20 protein-coding genes and 1 tRNA gene are annotated in these 16,083 nt (G+C 68.7%); 11 read left to right on the forward strand and 10 right to left on the reverse strand.

The genetic code is table 11. The features are described from left to right. Nucleotides 1-14: 14 nt before the first annotated feature. Complete coding sequence (locus ACGFX9_RS24940) at nt 15-569, reverse strand: hypothetical protein (RefSeq protein WP_393475995.1); 555 nt, start codon at nt 567-569, stop codon at nt 15-17. A gap of 129 nt (nt 570-698) precedes the next feature. Between ACGFX9_RS24940 and ACGFX9_RS24945 the strand changes: the two genes are divergently transcribed. The 5 genes from ACGFX9_RS24945 to ACGFX9_RS24965 all read left to right on the forward strand — a co-directional run bounded on the left by ACGFX9_RS24945 (nt 699) and on the right by ACGFX9_RS24965 (nt 4,261). Continuing rightward, on the forward strand, nt 699-2,321 hold the full coding sequence (locus tag ACGFX9_RS24945) for a right-handed parallel beta-helix repeat-containing protein (protein WP_393475998.1): 1,623 nt from the start codon (nt 699-701) through the stop codon (nt 2,319-2,321). A 91-nt stretch (nt 2,322-2,412) separates the two neighbouring features. Then, nucleotides 2,413-2,637, forward strand: a complete 225-nt coding sequence (locus ACGFX9_RS24950) for a hypothetical protein (RefSeq protein WP_393476001.1) — start codon at nt 2,413-2,415, stop codon at nt 2,635-2,637. A 194-nt stretch (nt 2,638-2,831) separates the two neighbouring features. Next, a complete protein-coding gene (locus ACGFX9_RS24955; protein ID WP_393476588.1) occupies nt 2,832-3,635 on the forward strand; it encodes an N-acetylmuramoyl-L-alanine amidase in 804 nt (267 codons plus the stop codon). Between the two features lie 45 nt (nt 3,636-3,680). Continuing rightward, nucleotides 3,681-3,920: a hypothetical protein gene (locus ACGFX9_RS24960; RefSeq protein ID WP_393476004.1), complete on the forward strand. Its 240-nt coding sequence runs from the start codon at nt 3,681-3,683 to the stop codon at nt 3,918-3,920. Beyond that, nucleotides 3,917-4,261, forward strand: coding sequence for a hypothetical protein (locus tag ACGFX9_RS24965; RefSeq protein WP_393476007.1), 345 nt, complete (start codon nt 3,917-3,919; stop codon nt 4,259-4,261). The genes ACGFX9_RS24960 and ACGFX9_RS24965 overlap by 4 nt, the downstream gene beginning before the upstream one ends. A 59-nt stretch (nt 4,262-4,320) precedes the next feature. Here the strand turns inward: ACGFX9_RS24965 and ACGFX9_RS24970 are convergent, their stop codons facing one another. Then, nucleotides 4,321-4,686 (reverse strand): hypothetical protein, encoded by a 366-nt coding sequence (locus ACGFX9_RS24970; RefSeq protein ID WP_393476010.1) that lies wholly within the window; start codon nt 4,684-4,686, stop codon nt 4,321-4,323. A gap of 14 nt (nt 4,687-4,700) precedes the next feature. Further along, the gene (locus ACGFX9_RS24975; protein ID WP_393476013.1) at nt 4,701-5,951 is read right to left on the reverse strand and encodes a multiprotein-bridging factor 1 family protein; all 1,251 of its coding nucleotides are present in this window, start codon (nt 5,949-5,951) and stop codon (nt 4,701-4,703) included. A gap of 262 nt (nt 5,952-6,213) precedes the next feature. On the opposite strand from ACGFX9_RS24975, the gene ACGFX9_RS24980 reads away from it, so the two are divergent. The 5 genes from ACGFX9_RS24980 (at nt 6,214) to ACGFX9_RS25000 (ending at nt 9,626) form a co-directional block, all read left to right on the forward strand. After that, nucleotides 6,214-6,669, forward strand: a complete 456-nt coding sequence (locus tag ACGFX9_RS24980; RefSeq protein WP_393476016.1) for an ATP-binding protein — start codon at nt 6,214-6,216, stop codon at nt 6,667-6,669. Next, nucleotides 6,666-7,142 carry a hypothetical protein gene (locus tag ACGFX9_RS24985; RefSeq protein ID WP_393476018.1) on the forward strand — a complete coding sequence of 159 codons (477 nt, stop codon included), beginning with the start codon at nt 6,666-6,668 and terminating at the stop codon, nt 7,140-7,142. Before ACGFX9_RS24980 ends, ACGFX9_RS24985 begins: the two co-directional genes overlap by 4 nt. 55 nt (nt 7,143-7,197) lie before the next feature. Next, entirely contained in the window at nt 7,198-8,319 is a 1,122-nt protein-coding gene (locus tag ACGFX9_RS24990) for an adenosylhomocysteinase (protein WP_393476021.1), read from the forward strand. Nucleotides 8,320-8,336: 17 nt separating this feature from the next. Next, nucleotides 8,337-8,882 (forward strand): NUDIX hydrolase, encoded by a 546-nt coding sequence (locus ACGFX9_RS24995; protein WP_393476024.1) that lies wholly within the window; start codon nt 8,337-8,339, stop codon nt 8,880-8,882. A gap of 249 nt (nt 8,883-9,131) precedes the next feature. Next, complete coding sequence (locus tag ACGFX9_RS25000) at nt 9,132-9,626, forward strand: GNAT family N-acetyltransferase (RefSeq protein ID WP_393476027.1); 495 nt, start codon at nt 9,132-9,134, stop codon at nt 9,624-9,626. 97 nt (nt 9,627-9,723) lie between these two features. Here the strand turns inward: ACGFX9_RS25000 and ACGFX9_RS25005 are convergent. The 7 genes from ACGFX9_RS25005 to galU all read right to left on the reverse strand — a co-directional run bounded on the left by ACGFX9_RS25005 (nt 9,724) and on the right by galU (nt 15,364). Beyond that, a tRNA-Ala gene (locus tag ACGFX9_RS25005) sits at nt 9,724-9,797 on the reverse strand. A gap of 67 nt (nt 9,798-9,864) precedes the next feature. Then, nucleotides 9,865-11,205 carry a gephyrin-like molybdotransferase receptor GlpR gene (gene glpR, locus ACGFX9_RS25010; protein WP_393476030.1) on the reverse strand — a complete coding sequence of 447 codons (1,341 nt, stop codon included), beginning with the start codon at nt 11,203-11,205 and terminating at the stop codon, nt 9,865-9,867. Between the two features lie 197 nt (nt 11,206-11,402). Further along, nucleotides 11,403-12,026, reverse strand: a complete 624-nt coding sequence (locus tag ACGFX9_RS25015; RefSeq protein WP_393476591.1) for a GNAT family N-acetyltransferase — start codon at nt 12,024-12,026, stop codon at nt 11,403-11,405. Then, nucleotides 12,023-12,523, reverse strand: coding sequence for a molybdenum cofactor biosynthesis protein B (locus ACGFX9_RS25020; protein WP_393476033.1), 501 nt, complete (start codon nt 12,521-12,523; stop codon nt 12,023-12,025). Before ACGFX9_RS25020 ends, ACGFX9_RS25015 begins: the two co-directional genes overlap by 4 nt. After that, the gene (gene moaC / locus ACGFX9_RS25025) at nt 12,520-13,035 is read right to left on the reverse strand and encodes a cyclic pyranopterin monophosphate synthase MoaC (protein WP_393476036.1); all 516 of its coding nucleotides are present in this window, start codon (nt 13,033-13,035) and stop codon (nt 12,520-12,522) included. The genes ACGFX9_RS25020 and moaC overlap by 4 nt, the downstream gene beginning before the upstream one ends. Before the next feature lie 87 nt (nt 13,036-13,122). Continuing rightward, entirely contained in the window at nt 13,123-14,454 is a 1,332-nt protein-coding gene (gene glp, locus ACGFX9_RS25030) for a gephyrin-like molybdotransferase Glp (RefSeq protein WP_393476039.1), read from the reverse strand. Between the two features lie 4 nt (nt 14,455-14,458). Beyond that, on the reverse strand, nt 14,459-15,364 hold the full coding sequence (galU, locus tag ACGFX9_RS25035) for a UTP--glucose-1-phosphate uridylyltransferase GalU (protein WP_393476041.1): 906 nt from the start codon (nt 15,362-15,364) through the stop codon (nt 14,459-14,461). A 106-nt stretch (nt 15,365-15,470) separates the two neighbouring features. On the opposite strand from galU, the gene ACGFX9_RS25040 reads away from it, so the two are divergent. Then, complete coding sequence (locus ACGFX9_RS25040) at nt 15,471-16,082, forward strand: 5-formyltetrahydrofolate cyclo-ligase (RefSeq protein WP_393476044.1); 612 nt, start codon at nt 15,471-15,473, stop codon at nt 16,080-16,082. The last annotated feature ends 1 nt before the right edge of the window (nt 16,083 follow it).

The raw sequence follows: 16,083 nt of genomic DNA on the forward strand, positions 1-16,083 counted from the left end.
GGCGCCGACTTGGCTCATTGCCCCTTTTCCCGGAGGATGCGCCACACTTCTCGCGCTGCAATGAGCGCAGGGGCGGTGGGTGGCATCTCGTCTTGCCGCTGCCATGCGCCCGCACACTCCAGAGCGTGATTGACGATTTCCCCCATGGAGTAACGGTTCATGATCGCCGCCTGTTGAAAGTTCAGGATCGGCCACCTGCCAAGCAGGTCAAAGATTTCTAGCTCACGACCCCTAATATCCGCATCACGCAAGATACGTGTGGCAACCTCAGCCGGCACAATGAGGTTTCCCAATTTCGCATGCCAGTCGCTCTGAATGGCATACACGAGAACTTGGGTGGCTTCTGATTTATTTTCGGATGGCCGACTAACCAACCCATCCGGCAAAGCATTTAGGTGTTGACGAATTCGAACCAGCTCGGCGGCCAGGGTGGCCGCTGCCGAGTTCTCAGCAGCCTCCTTTCCCGCCTCTGCCGCCTTGCGCTGTTGCCAAGCCGTCCCCGCAAAGGAAGCTCCACCACCAATAACCGTCCCGCCCAGGCCGAAGGCGCCGGCAATCCATTCATTCACCTCTCCATTATTCAGTCAGCAGGGCGGCTTCAACCACCGCTAAGTGAGTGTTATTTTCTCCACTTTAATACCCATTACCTACTGTATGTAGCGAATTGCCGCCCATCGCCTCAAGAAGGAGGTCGAGCCGTGTCCACGCCCGTAGCTCAGTGGCTTCCCGGCATGCAGATGACCGCCGGACGCCTCCAATACATGTTGGAGAGGCTCTCCGAGTCCCTCACCGTCACCGCGTACGGGGCCGTCGGCACCGGGACCATAGACGATGCCCCGGCGATTCAGGCCGCGCTGAACGCCGCCAAATCGCGCGGGGGTTGGGTCATCGTCCCGCCCGGTACCTACCTGCTCGCCTCGCTCCCGCTCCGCATCTACCGCAACACCCGTCTGACCCTGCTCCCCGGCGCACGCTTCGTGCGCGGCGCGGCCGAGACCATGCTCGTCAACGGCGACGCCGGGCAGAACCTCGCCGGATACACCGGCCACGGCAACATCACCGTCGAGGGCGGAGTCTGGGACTGCCAAGGCACCGCGCCCGGCCTGACCGCCCCGGCCATGTGCATCAGCATCGGTCACGCCCGAGACGTCACCATCCGAGACGTTGAGATCCGCGACGTGTCCGGCTACCACGCCATCGAACTCAACTCGACGAAGCGCGCGACCATCGAGAACTGCCGTTTCCTGGGCTACTACGATCCCGGCGCCCGCGACTTCTCCGAGGCCGTACAGCTCGACCTCGCCAAGTCTGTCGGGGTGTTCGGCGGATTCGGTCCCTACGACCACACCCCGTGCGAGGACATCCTCATTACGGGCTGCTACTTCGGAGCGTCCGGCACTAGCCTCACCACCGCGTGGCCGCGCGGGATCGGCTCCCACTCGGCCACGATCACCAAGTACCACCGGCGAATACGCGTCTCCGACTGCACGTTCGAGGGCGTCACCCAGTACGCCGTATCGGCCTACAACTGGGAAGACACCACGGTGACCGGCTGCACCTTCGCGAGCTGCGGTTCGGGGGTGCGCTTCCGCGCCGTGATCCTCACCGACACCGAGGACACCAAGCGGCCCGACGGTACACAGACCGGCGCGAGCCAGAGCATGCGCAACCTCACGGTGACGGGCAATACCTTCCGCGGCGGGGGTGGCTACGACGAGCCGATCGTCGCGCTCGGGGAGACGTCCGGCCAGATCCTGAACCTGACGATCGGCGACAACGCCATCGACGGCTCGACGGCCGGGCAGAACGGCATCCGCCTCCAACAGGTACAGCGGTTCGCCATCACCGGAAACGCTATCTCCAGCGTGGACGGCACCGCCGTGTCCATGGAGAACGCCGACAACGGGCTCGTTACCGGCAACCAGATCTACACGCCCGGCGCGCACGGCATCACCGCCGTCACCTGCACGCACACATCGTTGACCGGCAATCAGATCCTCTACCCCGGCGGAAACGGCGTCCTGGTCCAGGACGGCAACAACATCCACATCCGCGACAGCTACATCAAGAGCCCCGGACGCTCCGCCAACGCCACGTACTACGGCATCCGCCTGAGTAGTACCGCATCGTCCATCTCCCTGTCCGGGAACAAGGTCCGCCCCAACGGCAGCGGCAACGAAGCACTGAACGGCTTCTCCGCAACGAACACGTGCACCCTCATTGCCCGCTACGGCAACGACTGGCGCGGCTCGGAGTTCACCGCCGGCGCCCTCGACGACAAGTCACCGACCCCGCAGACCCTCGCGACCGACCTCGCCTGATCTCACCCCACCCCGTACGCCCCGCAGCGTCCAACCGAGTCTTGCCCCGTGGCCAAGCGTGACGCCGGATGCTGAGCGTCGTTGCCAGCCCATGAAGAAGATCATCACCGTGGGCATGCTGGCCCTCGGCACCCTCATGCTCGCGGTACCCGCCCACGCCGACGACGACAACAACTACGGCGGCCCATACGGCGCCGCCGACAACTGGAGCTTCTCGACGGGCATGGGGTGCAACCAGGCAGCCGCCGTGGCCAGTCTCGGAGACGCAGTCGGCCAGAGCGCCGAAGACTGCACCTACGTCCTCGACCATGCCTAGAACGCTCCACCGCTAGAGCCCCACCCCCCCCCGTCTCCTACTGCCCCGTGTCGTCCAGATGCGGGGCGTTTCCCATGCCTGCGTCGCTCCGTGTCTCACCACTCCCGGACGTAGACCAGAGCGCACCGCTTGCCCACGCCCCGAGCCACTTGGCCGGGGCCTTTTTCATGTCTGGAGTCTTCCCCGTGGCACGTATGCCCGGCGCCGCCTGGCGCCCGATCTCGGTCAACTTCACCAACGACGGACAGGCCCAGGTCCGGGGCGTCGTCGTGCACATCATGGCCGGGACCCTGCCCGGCACGGATGCATGGTTCCGCAACAGCAGGGCGCGCGCGTCGAGCCACTTCGGCACCGGCAAGGGCGGAGCGCTCTATCAGTGGGTCGATACCAGCGACCGCGCGTGGGCGCAGGCCGCGGGCAACCCGTCGTGGCTGTCCGTCGAGAACGAAGGCAAGGGCGGCGACATCCTCACCGACGACCAGCTCGACCGCAACGCGCAGGTACTCGCGTGGGCCCACAAGACCTACGGCGTGCCCTTGCGGGTTGCCACGTCGACCAGCGACCGCGGCCTCGCCTATCACGGCCTCGGCGGAAGCGCGTGGGGCGGACACACGTCCTGCCCCGGCTCCCGCATCGTCGCCCAGTTGCCCGAGATCGTCCGCCGGGCAAAGAAGCTCACCGGCGACAACAGCGGCACCGCGCCGGGCAAGCCGAAGACCGTCGACCTGTCCAAGCTGATCACCGCCGCCAAGCACGACCCCGCCAAGACCGGCATCCCTGTCTCTTACGCGGGCGCCCGCACCGTCGAGGATGCCCTCGCCGCCGAGGGGCTGCTCGCCAAGAAGTACGTAGACGGGCACTTCGGCACCACCACCGTGACCGCCTACCGCAAGTGGCAGCAGCGATGCGGATACAGCGGCGACGCCGCCGACGGCATCCCCGGCCGCGCCTCGCTCGACACGCTCGCGCGGAAGCACGGGTTCGCCGTCACCGCGTAACCGAACACGCCCCCTCCCCACCCACACAGAACAGGAGCGCCACCCATGACCCCCGAGAACAAGCGCACCATCCGCACCGTCCTGCAAGGCACCGTGGCGTTCGCCGTCGCACTACCCGGCATCGTCGCCGCATCCAGCGTGCCCGACTCCCTGCCCTGGGTCGCCGGCGGCCTCGCCGTCGCGGGCGGCCTCGCCCGCGTGATGGCCCTGCCGAGCGTCGAGGCCCTGCTCGACCGCCTCGGCCTCGGCCTGGTCGACGACGCCAAGGAGCCCACCGCGCCGTGACGACCTCGCCCTCGCCGTCCGACCCGGCCGCGGTCGCGCTCGAACTGGAGCGCATCCGGAGGACGATCGAGGTCGGGTTCACCCGCACCGACGGCGCCCTCGCGCTACTGGTGCAACGGCACGACCAGACCGACGAAGCGCTCAAGGAACACACGCGCCGAATCGACGACCACGACACCCGCCTTGACGCCCTCGAACGTGGCGAGACCGAACGCCAAAAGCGCGACACAGCCCGCCTCGACGCCCTCGAACGCACCCGGTGGCCGCTCCCCTCCGTGGCCGCCCTGGTCGCCCTTACCGGCCTCACTCTGTCTCTGTGGCAGCTCGCTACCCGATCATGAGCAAAGCCCCCCGCACGGCATACAGGCCGTGCGGGGGGCTTTGCTGTGTCTCCGCAACGTCAGGCGACGGCAACCTCAATAGCCTCGAAAATGTCCGCGTCAGTCTCTTGCTGCCACTCGGGAAGGCCCGGCCAGTCAGCCACGTATCCCGGCTTCGGGTCTTCGAAGTGCTTGTACATCTGGGCCGTCCACGCGGTTGCAACGAACCGGCTCTTCTGCTCGCGGCTCAGGCGCGAGGCGTGGCCGCCGCTCAGTTCGAGGAACTGCCGCACCTGCTCGTACACCGCGCCCGCGGCCTGCCGCTCCCACTCTGGGGTCTCTTCCCAGGGAGTCACATAGCCCGGCTTCGGATCGCCCGGGAAGTGCTTCCGTACGCCCGCGATCCACGATTCGCGGAACAACCGGGCACCCTCGGTGTTCGACATGGCAACCTCTCTCGTCACGTCGTGCTCAATGCGGCGATCTCGGCGCCCAGCTCGGCGACCCGGCGGTCATCAGCGAGTGAGCCGATCTCAGCCTGTAGCCCTCGGAGTCTACGGGCGACGTATCCGGAGGAGGATTGCCGGGCAAGCCGCAGCGCCTCGGTGCCGTAGACGACGACCTGCTCAGGGTCATGGCGCTTGGCCCCGATTGCGGCAAGGTCAGCAAGTACGACGCCGCGTCGCCGGAAGGACTGACCCTTGGCAAGGGCCCCTTGTTGTAGGGCACTTGTCAGCGCGGCTTCGGCCTTGCCGAGCTGGCCAAGCTGCACGTAGCGGGCCCCTCGTTCCTCTGCCAGACGTGAGCCGTCGAACCGGAGCCATCCACCGTTGTGCGCGTGGGCGCCGAGGTTGAGCACCTTCTCGGCCTCATCGAGCGCGCGCTCGCACTCGGCGGGGTGGCCCAATCCGGCGTGCGCCTCGGCCTGCACAGCAGCGACCCACTGCCGCGTAGAAAGGGAGCTGTCCCCGCGCTTGGCCACCCTCTCGGCAACGGACAGCAGGCCGACGGCCTCACGGTAGTGGCCGCCCGCCATTTCGACGTAGGCATGCCGGATCAGGGCGCAGGCCCACAAGTCGAAGGCCCCTGCTTCCTTGCTCGCCGACGCCGCGAGTGCGTAGGACGCCGCCGCATCCGTGTGCCGGTTCCCGTCGAACGCCAACTCGCCGGCCAGTTGGAAAAGGTCCCCAGCCGCGACGCACAACGGGCCGAGATGATCCGGACAGTCGGCAAGGCTCTCGTTCAATGCGAAGAGCTGGTCGCTGACCACCGGCTGAACAGACCGTTTCGAGCGGGCGAGTTGGTAAACCTGCCAGAGGTGTTCGTTCATGCGCAGATAGCCGACCGCATCCTCGCGCGCGGCATCGTCCGCAAGGGCGTCGACTTCCTCGGCGGACAGGGCGGCAAGGGCCCCTGCCACCGCTATGACGCGCAGAAAATCGCGTCGGATCATGTCGTCATCCCCCGTGCCGTAGGCGTCGTGTGACGGCGCCCCCGCATGCCCTTCGGGGGGCGCTGATGATTCTTTGATCAAGGCGTCGAGCGTAACGAGGTCAACGTGTAACAGCTCTGCCAGCTTGGGGCGGTACTCCGGATGGGGCTCGGTTTCTCCCCGGTCCCATCGGCCGACCGTTGTGCGGTCGACGCCAAGCCCGGCGGCCATCTTCTCCTGACTGTAGCCCAGGGCCTTCCGCCGATCTTTGAGGGTCACATCGACTTCCTTCCCCCGCCGGGCACTGTCGGCACCTCATACCGCGACCGTGCATCAGATGTGCGTCAAGAGTGCCGCATCGATGCCGTGGCCACTCCCTATACGGCGCGGTTCCCTTGAATGTGTCACTCCGGAAAACGCCAAGGCCAGATTTAGGGACGGGCACGACGATGACGAACACAGCAGAGCCCAACCAAAAGCCGAATGACACAGGTTGGGTAGCGGTCATCGCCCCTCAGGAAGCGCACGGCGAGGGCGGCCGATGAAACTCGACAGATGGATCTCGCGCCCGGCCTCGCATGCTGGCGCTCAACTAGTGCGGCCCGAGACCCTCTTACTACCTAGCCGCCCACAAGCACCCACTGAGGCACGGGATTTCGTGCGTGAGCACCTCGGCACCACCGCGCCCGACGTAACCGCGGGCCACCTCGACGACGTCGTCTTGATCGTCAGCGAGCTGGTCACCAACGCCGTTCGACACGCCACCACCATGGACACCGCAGACGACTCCCTGTGCCTGGTGATCGACACCGACGGCCGTCGGACCCGTGTCGAGGTGCATGATCCGGCCCGCCACCATCCACACATGCGCTCCGCCACTACACAGGACGACTACGGGCGCGGCCTGGCGATCATCGACGCCTTGTGCCCCGGAGCCTGGGGCGTGAGCGACACCCCGGATGGTAAAGCCGTGTGGGCTGTGGTGAAGGCGTCATGAGCTTGTCCAATGTCACCAACCCGCCCGGCCCCGGATTCGTCACCAACGTCGCAGCCGCGACCGGCGTGTACTCCGTCGGCGAGTACACGTTCGCTCAGCTCCTCATCACGCACCCCGACCCCCGCCGCGCCCACGAAACATCGGAAAGCATCGAGGCCGGCATGCGCCGCCTCGCAACCGCGCTCCGCCTCGGCCCCGGCAACGCGCTCCCGCCCGTGATCGGTAGCCGCCTCATCCTGTGCCGCAAAGTCACGGCGCTGGACTACGGCCACGACGAATACGTGATGACGATCCCCTCGCCGTCACAGGACTGGTTGCGGCTCGTCCGCGACGGCACCCCCTGCCGTGTCTGCCTTGTCTTCACACCCCTCGCTCTAGGCGCCGATCAGGCCGAGACCGACGCACACCTACGCGCCAGCTTCGCCCGCGACGCGATCGTCTGGGGCACCACGTACGCCCGCCGCCGGATGTGACCCGCTACTCGCACACGGCGACTGGAGTTACCCCCTCACCAAGGGAAGTGAGTCCATGGAACAGTTCGAGCGTGCCCGGCTAGACGCCTACTTTGCACGCATCGCGGACGGCTTCGCTCCGACCGAGCGCCCGTCGTCCTTCCTCATCACACACCTGCTGCCCGAGCGCCCGTCGTTCGTACAGGCGGTGGGCACCAGCAGCACTCTCCGGGCCGTCCTGCCCAAGCCGAAGTCAATCGACCCCGCCGCCCTCCGCGCGGTCGAGAAGGCAACGCCCTGCGACCCCTTGACGCGCGAGCTATTCGAGGATGCAGACACCGCAGTCGAGTACATCGAATCGCGCACACCCGGCGAGGCTGTCGTCCTACTGGACGTAGGCGGCTACTTCGCTCCCTCGCTCGACGCCCTGTGCAACCGGTTCTCCGGACGCATCCTCGGCGTCGTCGAGGACACAGAGAACGGCCACAAGCGCTACGCCGACCGCGACAAGCTGCCCTGCCCCGTCGTCTCCGTCGCCCGCTCGCCCCTCAAAGACCCCGAGGACTTCCTCGTCGGGCAGTCCGTCGTGTTCTCCGCCGAAGCCCTGATGCGCAGCCGCGGCGACATCCTGCACGGCCGCCCCGCCCTCGTGATCGGCTTCGGCAAGCTCGGGTCGAGCATCGCCCGCCTGCTGCACGCCAAGGGCGTGCAGGTCACCGTGCACGACGTCGACCCCGTCCGGCAGACACAGGCACTCTCACAGGGCTTCACCGTGGCGCGCGACCGTGACGCAGCCTTGCACGGCGCGGGCCTGGTCCTGTGCGCGACCGGCGCGGTGTCCCTGCGCGGCGAGGACTTTTCGAGCCTGCGCAATGGCGCCTATGTCGCGACCGTCACCTCGTCCGAGGACGAACTCGACCTCGCCGCACTGCCACGGGTCTACCAGCGCGCGCCCCAGGGCGACCACGTCACGCGCTACTCAACCACCGGGCACTACTTCTACTTGCTCAACGGAGGGAACGCCGTCAACTTCCTGCACGGCGCCTCTGTCGGGCCGTTCATCTTCCTCGTGCAAGCCGAGATACTCGCCGGAATCCGGATGCTCACCTGCGGTGACCTCGGACCCGGTATGCACGAGGTGGGCGCCGACGATCGGGCGACCATCGCGGCTACGTGGCTCAGCTACTTCAACCGATAGAGGACAGGAGCAACCCCATGCCGATCACGGCACAGCATGTGCGCGAGACGGTCGATGCCTACCTCGCCGAGCACCCAGACGAAAAGGACGGCCTGTCCACCCTCGTCCAGACACTCGATGACGCGGGCGACGGAATCGCGTCTCGTAAGGAGTTCCGGGGCCACGTCACGGCCGGCGCCGCGCTGCTCCGCCCCGACGGCCGCGTACTCACCATCGAGCACCGCGCCTTGAAAAGGTGGCTGCTGCCTGGCGGGCATGTCGAGGACAGCGACACGACGCTCGTCGATGCCGCCCTTCGGGAGCTGGAAGAAGAGACGGGCATCGCCGCCGCGCATGTCGAACCAGACAGCGGCCTGCCGCTCCACATCGACGCGCACTCGATCCCAGCAAACCCGGCCAAGGGCGAGCCGCAACACCTTCACTTCGACTTTCGGTACCTGTTCCGCACCACGGCTGACCTGGTCGCGCTGCAAGAGGAAGAGGTCACGGCGTACTCATGGCAGTTCGCCGACACGCTGACAGCCGAGCCGCTGCGCTCTCGCGTCATGAACGCTACGAGGTAGCGCCCGCCATCATCCACAGCTCGGCACCGGTACCTGCGTAGGTACCGGGGCCGCGTCACGCTGAGAAACGGGGCAGCTCAGGAGGCGAGTGTTTTACACACACTGTCACTGGTCACTGTGAGCATCCCGGCACGATACCGGCACACTGGAGGAAGACCCGCACCCCCGAGGCGGCACCCCCGGGCCCCCGGGCCCCCCGCCCCCCGGGCCAACAAATTCCCGCGCTCCCCGCGCCTGCATAGAAGTACGATGCTCAGCATGCCTATCCAGATACGCCCCACCCCTTTCGACCACCCGGACGCGGTCAAGCTCAACGACCGCGTCCAGCTCGAGTACGCCGAGCGGTACGGGGACGAGGGCGACATCACACCGCTCGACCCGGCGATGTTCGAGCCCCCGCGCGGCCTGTACCTCATCGCGTACGACGAGGACGGCACCCCGCTGGCCACCGGCGGCTGGCGCGGGCACGAGGAGAACGACGAGGGTTACAGCGACGGCGACGCGGAGATCAAGCGCATGTACGTCATCCCGGAAGCCCGCGGCCTTGGTCTGGCCCGCCGCATCCTGACGGCGCTTGAGGACGACGCGAGAGCGGCGGGCCGCACGCGCATGGTCCTGGAGACGGGCACCAAGCAGCCGGAGGCCATAACTCTCTACACCTCGACCGGCTACACCACGGCCCTCGCCAAGTTCGGCCACTACCGCTTCGACGACTTGAGCCGCTGCTTCGTCAAGGCGCTGTAGCCACGCGGCCCGTGGGCGATGACGGCGCCCCGCCCCGCGGGAGCGGGACGCCAAAGAGCCCCTACCGGGTTTCCCCGGTAGGGGCTCTGAGCTGCGGTGGACCTGTGGGGATTTGAACCCCAGACCCCCTCGATGCGAACGAGGTGCGCTACCAGACTGCGCCACAGGCCCTTGCAACGAGTGAAACTCTAGCATCCCGATCCGGGTGCTCGGAAATCCGTTCCTGGCTGGTCAGACCTCACTCGTTGGCGGCCCGCGGCCGCTCCCCGTCCTCGTACTGATCGAAGAGCGGCGTGCGTCCGCGCTCGCGGGCCCGGCGGGCGGACGCGGCCCGCCGGGCGTCACTGCGACCGCCGGTTCCGTCCGCTGCCTCGGCGTCTTCCGCGCCCTCGGAGTACTCGGCGTACTCGGCGTACTGGCCCTCTGGCGCGGCGGCTTCCCGCGCCTCCTCGGCCGTGGGCCCCGCCGCGCTCGACCGCGCCGAGCTCCAGGCATCGGGCGCGCCCAAGTCGACGTCCCCGGTGGCCCGGGGCGCGACCGGTGCGGTCACGTACGTCGGCAGCGGCACCGGCACCGGGTCCCAGCTGTCGCCGTGCCCGGGGCGGCGCTGGCGTTCGCGCTGCTGGTCCACCCACTCCGCGTGGTCGGTCTGTTCGACCAGGGCTCGGCGGTCGGCGGCGAGCGAGGAGAGGCCGGTCTCCGTGTCGGGGCCCGGTCCTTCCTCCGGCTCGTCGGCGCTCTCTTCCACGCCGGCCTGCGCCCGCCTGCGCGGCTGGCGCTCACGCAGGCGCCGCGCCGCGTCCTCGGCCCGGCGCCGGTCCATGGTGTAGGTGAAGCGGCGCCGCTCCTGCGCCCGCAGATAGAAGATGTACGCGGTCAGCAGCGCGGCCGGGGCGGCCGGCGCCCAGAGGAACGCGAGCCCGCCCACCGCGGCGACGACCGTGCCGAGCGTGAAGCCGACGAACAGCGTCGCTGTCGTACGCCGACGGCGCGCGAGCGCCTTCGAGCGCCGGGCGCGCGCGGCGGCTTCCGCCGACGCGGCCCGCTTGGCGTGCGTCGGCTGAGGGCGCGCGCCGGAGTGGTGGGCCTGGCTCTGACCGGAGACCGCGGAACCGGACGCCGGAGACGGCACCTGCGCCCGCGCGGACGGCTGCGCCGGGGACTTCGCCGCGGGCTGCGCCTGGGGCCGTGCCGGAGGCTTCTGCGCCGGTGGCTTCTGCGCCGGTGGCCTCGCCGCGGGCTGCTGCGCCTGGGGTTTCACCGGCGCCTTGCCCTGCGGCTCGGGCCGCGCTTCCTGCCCGCCCTGAGGGTGCGGAGGCGCGACGAAGGACCGGACGTCCACCGAGCCGGTGGCGTTGTCCGGTTCGCGCGACTCCTCCTCTTCAGGCGAGCGCGCTTGCAGGTCCTTGGCGTATCGGCGCTCCATCCCCGCACGTCCGGACAGGAGCCGGATGGCGGTGCTGAAGCGTTCCGTCGGACGGGCTTCATTGAGCTCGTCCTGCCTACGGAGCCACATCGGCACCAAGTAGGCGGCCCAGGCCCCGACGATGACTGCGTAGATGAGGCCGCTGCTGCTCACGCCTCACACGGTAGAGGGGTTTCGTTGAGGCCATCTGCCAATTGCGCCGGTGTGTCGCACGATCTGGCTGATATCTCGAACTTTTTTTGTGACTGATGCGATCAACAGGCCACCGAGACCGTGAAATTAATGCCCCTGGGGGACCAAGTCAGGGCCCAGACGGTCGATCACCGATCAATTTCAAACACTTATTCTATTTACGCGGTCTTCCGGGGTCGTGCCTGGTGCCAGCGTCGCAGCAACCCTTCCGGTACCTCTTCCGCGGTCAGTGCGAAGACAAGATGGTCACGCCAGGCACCGTCGATGTGGAGATAACGTGGACGGATCCCCTCGTCGCGGAATCCGAGTTTCTCCACGACCCTGCGGCTCGGCCCGTTCTCGGGGCGAATACAGACCTCGATACGGTGCAGCCCCACCGACCGGAAGCAATGGTCGACCGCGAGAGCCACAGCGGTCGGCATCACACCGCGGCCCGCGACCGACTGGTCGACCCAGTAGCCGACATGGCCCGAGCACATCGATCCCCAGGTGATCCCGGCCACCGTCAACTGCCCGACGAGCCGGCCCTGGTACTCGATCACGAAGGGCAGCATGCGCCCGGCGTGCGCCTCGGCGCGCAGATGCCGGACCATCTGACGGTACGTCGGGCGGTGCACGATCGGACCGCTGGGCGTGGGCGGCGGGATGGTCGCCTCCCAGGGGCGCAGCCAGTCCCGGTTGCGCCGGTTGACCTCACGCCAGGGCCGCTGGTCGCGCATCTTTATCGGGCGGAGGGCGACATCGCCGTCCGTCAGTTCGACGGGCCAGGAGGGGCTGTTCAGCTCGCACCCCCGCCGGGTCTGGGGTGGTCGCCGCCGCGCAGCTGCTCCACGGCGTGGACAAGCAGCTGCTCCAGGACGGCGATCCCGTCGCGTACGCCGCCGGTGGAGCCCGGCAGGTTCACGATGAGCGTGCGACCCGCGACTCCGGCGAGACCGCGGGAGAGGGCCGCGGTGGGCACCTTCTCCCTGCCGTACGCGCGAATCGCCTCCGGGATGCCCGGCACCTCGTGGTCGATGACGGCGCGGGTGGCCTCGGGGGTGCGGTCGGTGGGCGAGATGCCGGTGCCGCCTGTGGTGAGGATCACGTCATACGCGGCGTCGGCTCCGGCGCGCAGGGCCTGCTCCACGGGGTCGCCGTCGGGGACGACCCGGGGGCCTTCGACCTCGAAGCCGAGCGCGGACAGTGCCTCGGCGATGACCGGGCCGCCGCGGTCGGCGTAGACACCGGCTGCGGCGCGGTTGGAGGCGGTGATCACAAGGGCGCGGTACGCCGTCATGCTCCGGCTCCTTCGCTGCCTTCGCTGCTGGCCCCTTCGCGGCTCCAGGTGCCGGACTTGCCGCCCGTCTTCTCCTCCACGCGGACGTCCGTGATGACGGCGCCCTTGTCGACGGCCTTGACCATGTCGATCACCGTGAGGGCCGCGACGGTCACCGCGGTGAGGGCCTCCATCTCGACGCCCGTACGGTCCGTGGTCTTCACCGTGGCGAGGATCTCGACGGCGTCGTCCACTACGGAGAGGTCGAGCTTCACTCCGGAGACGGCCAGCGGGTGGCAGAGCGGGATGAGGTCAGGGGTGCGTTTGGCGCCCATGATGCCCGCGATGCGCGCGGTGGCGAGGGCGTCGCCCTTGGGCACCCCTTCCCCGCGCAGCAGCTCGATCACGCGGGGCGAGACCAGGACGCGGCCACTGGCGCGTGCGGTGCGCGCGGTCACGTCCTTCGCGGATACGTCGACCATGCGGGCGGCGCCCGCCTCGTCGATGTGCGTCAGTCGCTGATCGGTACTCATGTGCTGTGGCGCTCCCGGTCCGGGCCCTCCCGCGGTGCGGCGCAAGGAGGCCTATGTGCGCGACACCGTACCGCGCGGGGCCCGCTCTCAGCCGAGCAGGACCACCTCGACGTCGGCGCCCGGCTCCAGGGAAGTGGTGTCCTCGGGGACGACGATCAGCGCGTCCGCGTGCGCGAGGGCCGCGACGAGGTGGGAGCCCGCGCCGCCCACGGGCCGCACGCTGCCCGCATCGGCGTCGTACCGCCCGCGCAGGAACTGCCGCTTCCCGGAGGGCGAGGTCAGCGCCTTGTCGGCGCTGAGCGTCGCCCGCGCGGTGGGGCGGTGGACGTCCGGGAGACCCATCAGGGCGCGCACCGCGGGACGTACGAAGATCTCGAAGGAGACGTACGACGACACCGGGTTGCCCGGCAGGGCGAGCAGCGGGGTGTGGTCGGGGCCGATGGAGCCGAAGCCCTGGGGCTTGCCCGGCTGCATGGCGAGCTTGCGGAACTCGATGCCGCTGCCGTCCTCGTCCTCGTCCCCTACGGAGGACAGGGCTTCCTTCACGACGTCGTACGCACCGACGCTGACGCCGCCCGTGGTGACGATGAGGTCGGCGCGGATGAGCTGGTCCTCGATGGTGGAGCGCAGCGTCTCGGCGTCGTCGGCGACGGCGCCCACGCGGTAGGCGATCGCTCCGGCGTCGCGGGCGGCGGCGGTGAGGGCGAAGCTGTTGGAGTCGTAGATCTGGCCCTTGGCCAACTCCTCGCCGGGCTGGATCAGTTCGCTGCCGGTGGACATGACGACCACGCGCGGGCGCGGGCGCACCTTCACCGTGCCGCGGCCGATCGCGGCGAGCAGGGCGATCTGCGGGGCTCCGAGGACCGTCCCCGCGCTCAGCGCGCGGTCGCCCGCCTGGACGTCGCTGCCCCGCGCCCGCACGTGCGCGCGTGCTTCGGCGGGGCGGTGCACACGGACCTCTCCGGAGGCTCCGTCGGGGGCGGTGCTGTGCGCGCGCATCCCGGAGACGGGTCCTTCACCGAGGCCTCCGTCGGTCCACTCCACGGGGACGACGGCCTCGGCGCCGGGCGGCAGCGGGGCGCCGGTCATGATGCGGGCGGCCTGGCCCGCGCCGACCTCCGGCTGCTCGCCCTGGCCCGCGGCCACGTCACCGATGACCGTCAGGACGGCGGGGAACTCCTCGCTCGCGCCCGTGATGTCGGCGACCCGGACCGCGTACCCGTCCATGGAGCTGTTGTCGAAGGGCGGCAGCGAGACGGGCACCGTGACGTCCTCGACGAGGACGCAGCCCTGGGCGTCGAGGAGTTGGAGCTCGATGGGCTCCAGGGGGCGGACGGATCCGAGGATGTCGTCCAGGTGCTCGCTCACCGACCAGACGTGGTCCTGGCCGGTGACTTCGGTCGGCGCGCTGCTGCTCAAAGTGCTACATCTCCTCGGACACGTAACTGCGAAGCCAGGCCTGGAAGTCCGGGCCCAGGTCTTCACGTTCGCATGCGAGTCTGACAATGGCACGCAGATAGTCGCCGCGGTCACCGGTGTCATAGCGGCGGCCCTTGAAGACGACGCCGTGCACGGGGCCGCCGACCTTCTCGTCCGCCGCGAGCTGCTGGAGCGCGTCGGTGAGCTGGATCTCGCCGCCGCGGCCCGGCTCGGTCTTGCGCAGTATGTCGAAGACATGAGGGTCAAGGACATACCGGCCGATGATGGCGTAGTTGCTGGGGGCGTCCGCCGCGTCGGGCTTCTCGACCAGGCCGGTCACCTTGACGACGTCGCCCTCGTCCGTGCCGTCCACGGCGGCGCAGCCGTAGAGGTGGATCTGCTCCGGGGCCACCTCCATGAGGGCGATAACGCTGCCGCCGTGCCGCTCCTGGACCTCGACCATGCGGGCGAGGAGGGGGTCACGCGGGTCGATCAGGTCGTCGCCGAGGAGGACGGCGAACGGTTCGTTGCCGACGTGCGGGGCGGCGCACAGGACGGCGTGACCGAGCCCCTTGGGGTCGCCCTGGCGTACGTAGTGCATGGTCGCGAGGTCGCTGGACTCCTGGACCTTCGCCAGTCTCGCCTCGTCGCCCTTCTTCAGGAGGGCCGACTCCAGCTCGTAGTTGCGGTCGAAGTGGTCCTCAAGGGGGCGCTTGTTGCGGCCCGTGATCATGAGGACGTCGTCGAGGCCCGCGGAGGCGGCCTCCTCGACCACGTACTGAATCGCCGGCTTGTCGACGACCGGCAGCATCTCCTTCGGAGTGGCCTTGGTGGCGGGCAGGAACCGCGTGCCCAGGCCTGCTGCCGGAATGACAGCCTTGCTGATCCTGTGGGGGTGAGACTCAGTCATGTCCGTAACCATAACCGGTGCGTATGTGCGGAATCTGTGGCTCCGCACATTTATTTCTCATATGAGTGCACTAGGAAGGGTTTGTTAGCCAACCGTGGAAAAAGTCATGGAAGAACCCGGCCCCGACGAGCCAACCAAGCGGACGTTGCGAAGAGAATTCCTCGCGGTGAGAAGCCGGTTGACTAGGGATGACGCGCAGAAGGCCGCCGCGGTTCTCGCCGACAGCGCGATGGAGCTGCCGGAGCTCGCCGGGGCGCGCACAGTGGCGGCGTACGTCTCCGTGGGGAGCGAACCGGGGACGCGCGCGCTTCTTGACGCCCTGCACGCGCGCGGGGCGCGGGTCCTGCTGCCGGTGCTGCTACCGGACAACGATCTGGACTGGGCGCCCTACGAAGGCGAGGGTTCGCTGGCCCGCGTACAACACCCGGGGAAGATCCAGCTGTTGGAGCCCTCGGGGACGCGCCTTGGCCCCGATGCCGTCGTGGCGGCGGACGTGGTGCTGCTGCCGGGCCTGGCCGTCGACGAGCGCGGGATGCGGCTCGGGCGCGGCGGCGGGTCCTACGACCGGGTGCTCGCGCGGCTCGGCCGGTCCGGGGCCGATCCCGCCCTGGTGGTGCTGCTGTACGACACGGAGGTCGTCGCGCACCTCCCTCAGGAGGCGCACGACAAGCCGGTGCACGCCGTCGTCACGCCGTCGGGAGTGCGTCGGTTCCGCTGAG

The organism is Streptomyces sp. NPDC048436, assembly GCF_043200355.1.
GTDB lineage: Bacteria > Actinomycetota > Actinomycetes > Streptomycetales > Streptomycetaceae > Streptomyces.

Bases quoted from the DNA above. Each gene is read 5' to 3' on its own strand.
- moaC (WP_393476036.1), bottom strand. From the start codon at position 13,035: ATGAGTACCGATCAGCGACTGACGCACATCGACGAGGCGGGCGCCGCC.
- ACGFX9_RS24980 (WP_393476016.1), top strand. From the start codon at position 6,214: ATGAAACTCGACAGATGGATCTCGCGCCCGGCCTCGCATGCTGGCGCT.
- ACGFX9_RS24990 (WP_393476021.1), top strand. From the start codon at position 7,198: ATGGAACAGTTCGAGCGTGCCCGGCTAGACGCCTACTTTGCACGCATC.
- ACGFX9_RS25040 (WP_393476044.1), top strand. From the start codon at position 15,471: ATGGAAGAACCCGGCCCCGACGAGCCAACCAAGCGGACGTTGCGAAGA.
- ACGFX9_RS24955 (WP_393476588.1), top strand. From the start codon at position 2,832: ATGCCCGGCGCCGCCTGGCGCCCGATCTCGGTCAACTTCACCAACGAC.
- ACGFX9_RS24985 (WP_393476018.1), top strand. From the start codon at position 6,666: ATGAGCTTGTCCAATGTCACCAACCCGCCCGGCCCCGGATTCGTCACC.
- ACGFX9_RS24960 (WP_393476004.1), top strand. From the start codon at position 3,681: ATGACCCCCGAGAACAAGCGCACCATCCGCACCGTCCTGCAAGGCACC.
- ACGFX9_RS24950 (WP_393476001.1), top strand. From the start codon at position 2,413: ATGAAGAAGATCATCACCGTGGGCATGCTGGCCCTCGGCACCCTCATG.
- ACGFX9_RS25020 (WP_393476033.1), bottom strand. From the start codon at position 12,523: ATGACGGCGTACCGCGCCCTTGTGATCACCGCCTCCAACCGCGCCGCA.
- galU (WP_393476041.1), bottom strand. From the start codon at position 15,364: ATGACTGAGTCTCACCCCCACAGGATCAGCAAGGCTGTCATTCCGGCA.
- ACGFX9_RS24995 (WP_393476024.1), top strand. From the start codon at position 8,337: ATGCCGATCACGGCACAGCATGTGCGCGAGACGGTCGATGCCTACCTC.
- ACGFX9_RS24970 (WP_393476010.1), bottom strand. From the start codon at position 4,686: ATGTCGAACACCGAGGGTGCCCGGTTGTTCCGCGAATCGTGGATCGCG.
- ACGFX9_RS25000 (WP_393476027.1), top strand. From the start codon at position 9,132: ATGCTCAGCATGCCTATCCAGATACGCCCCACCCCTTTCGACCACCCG.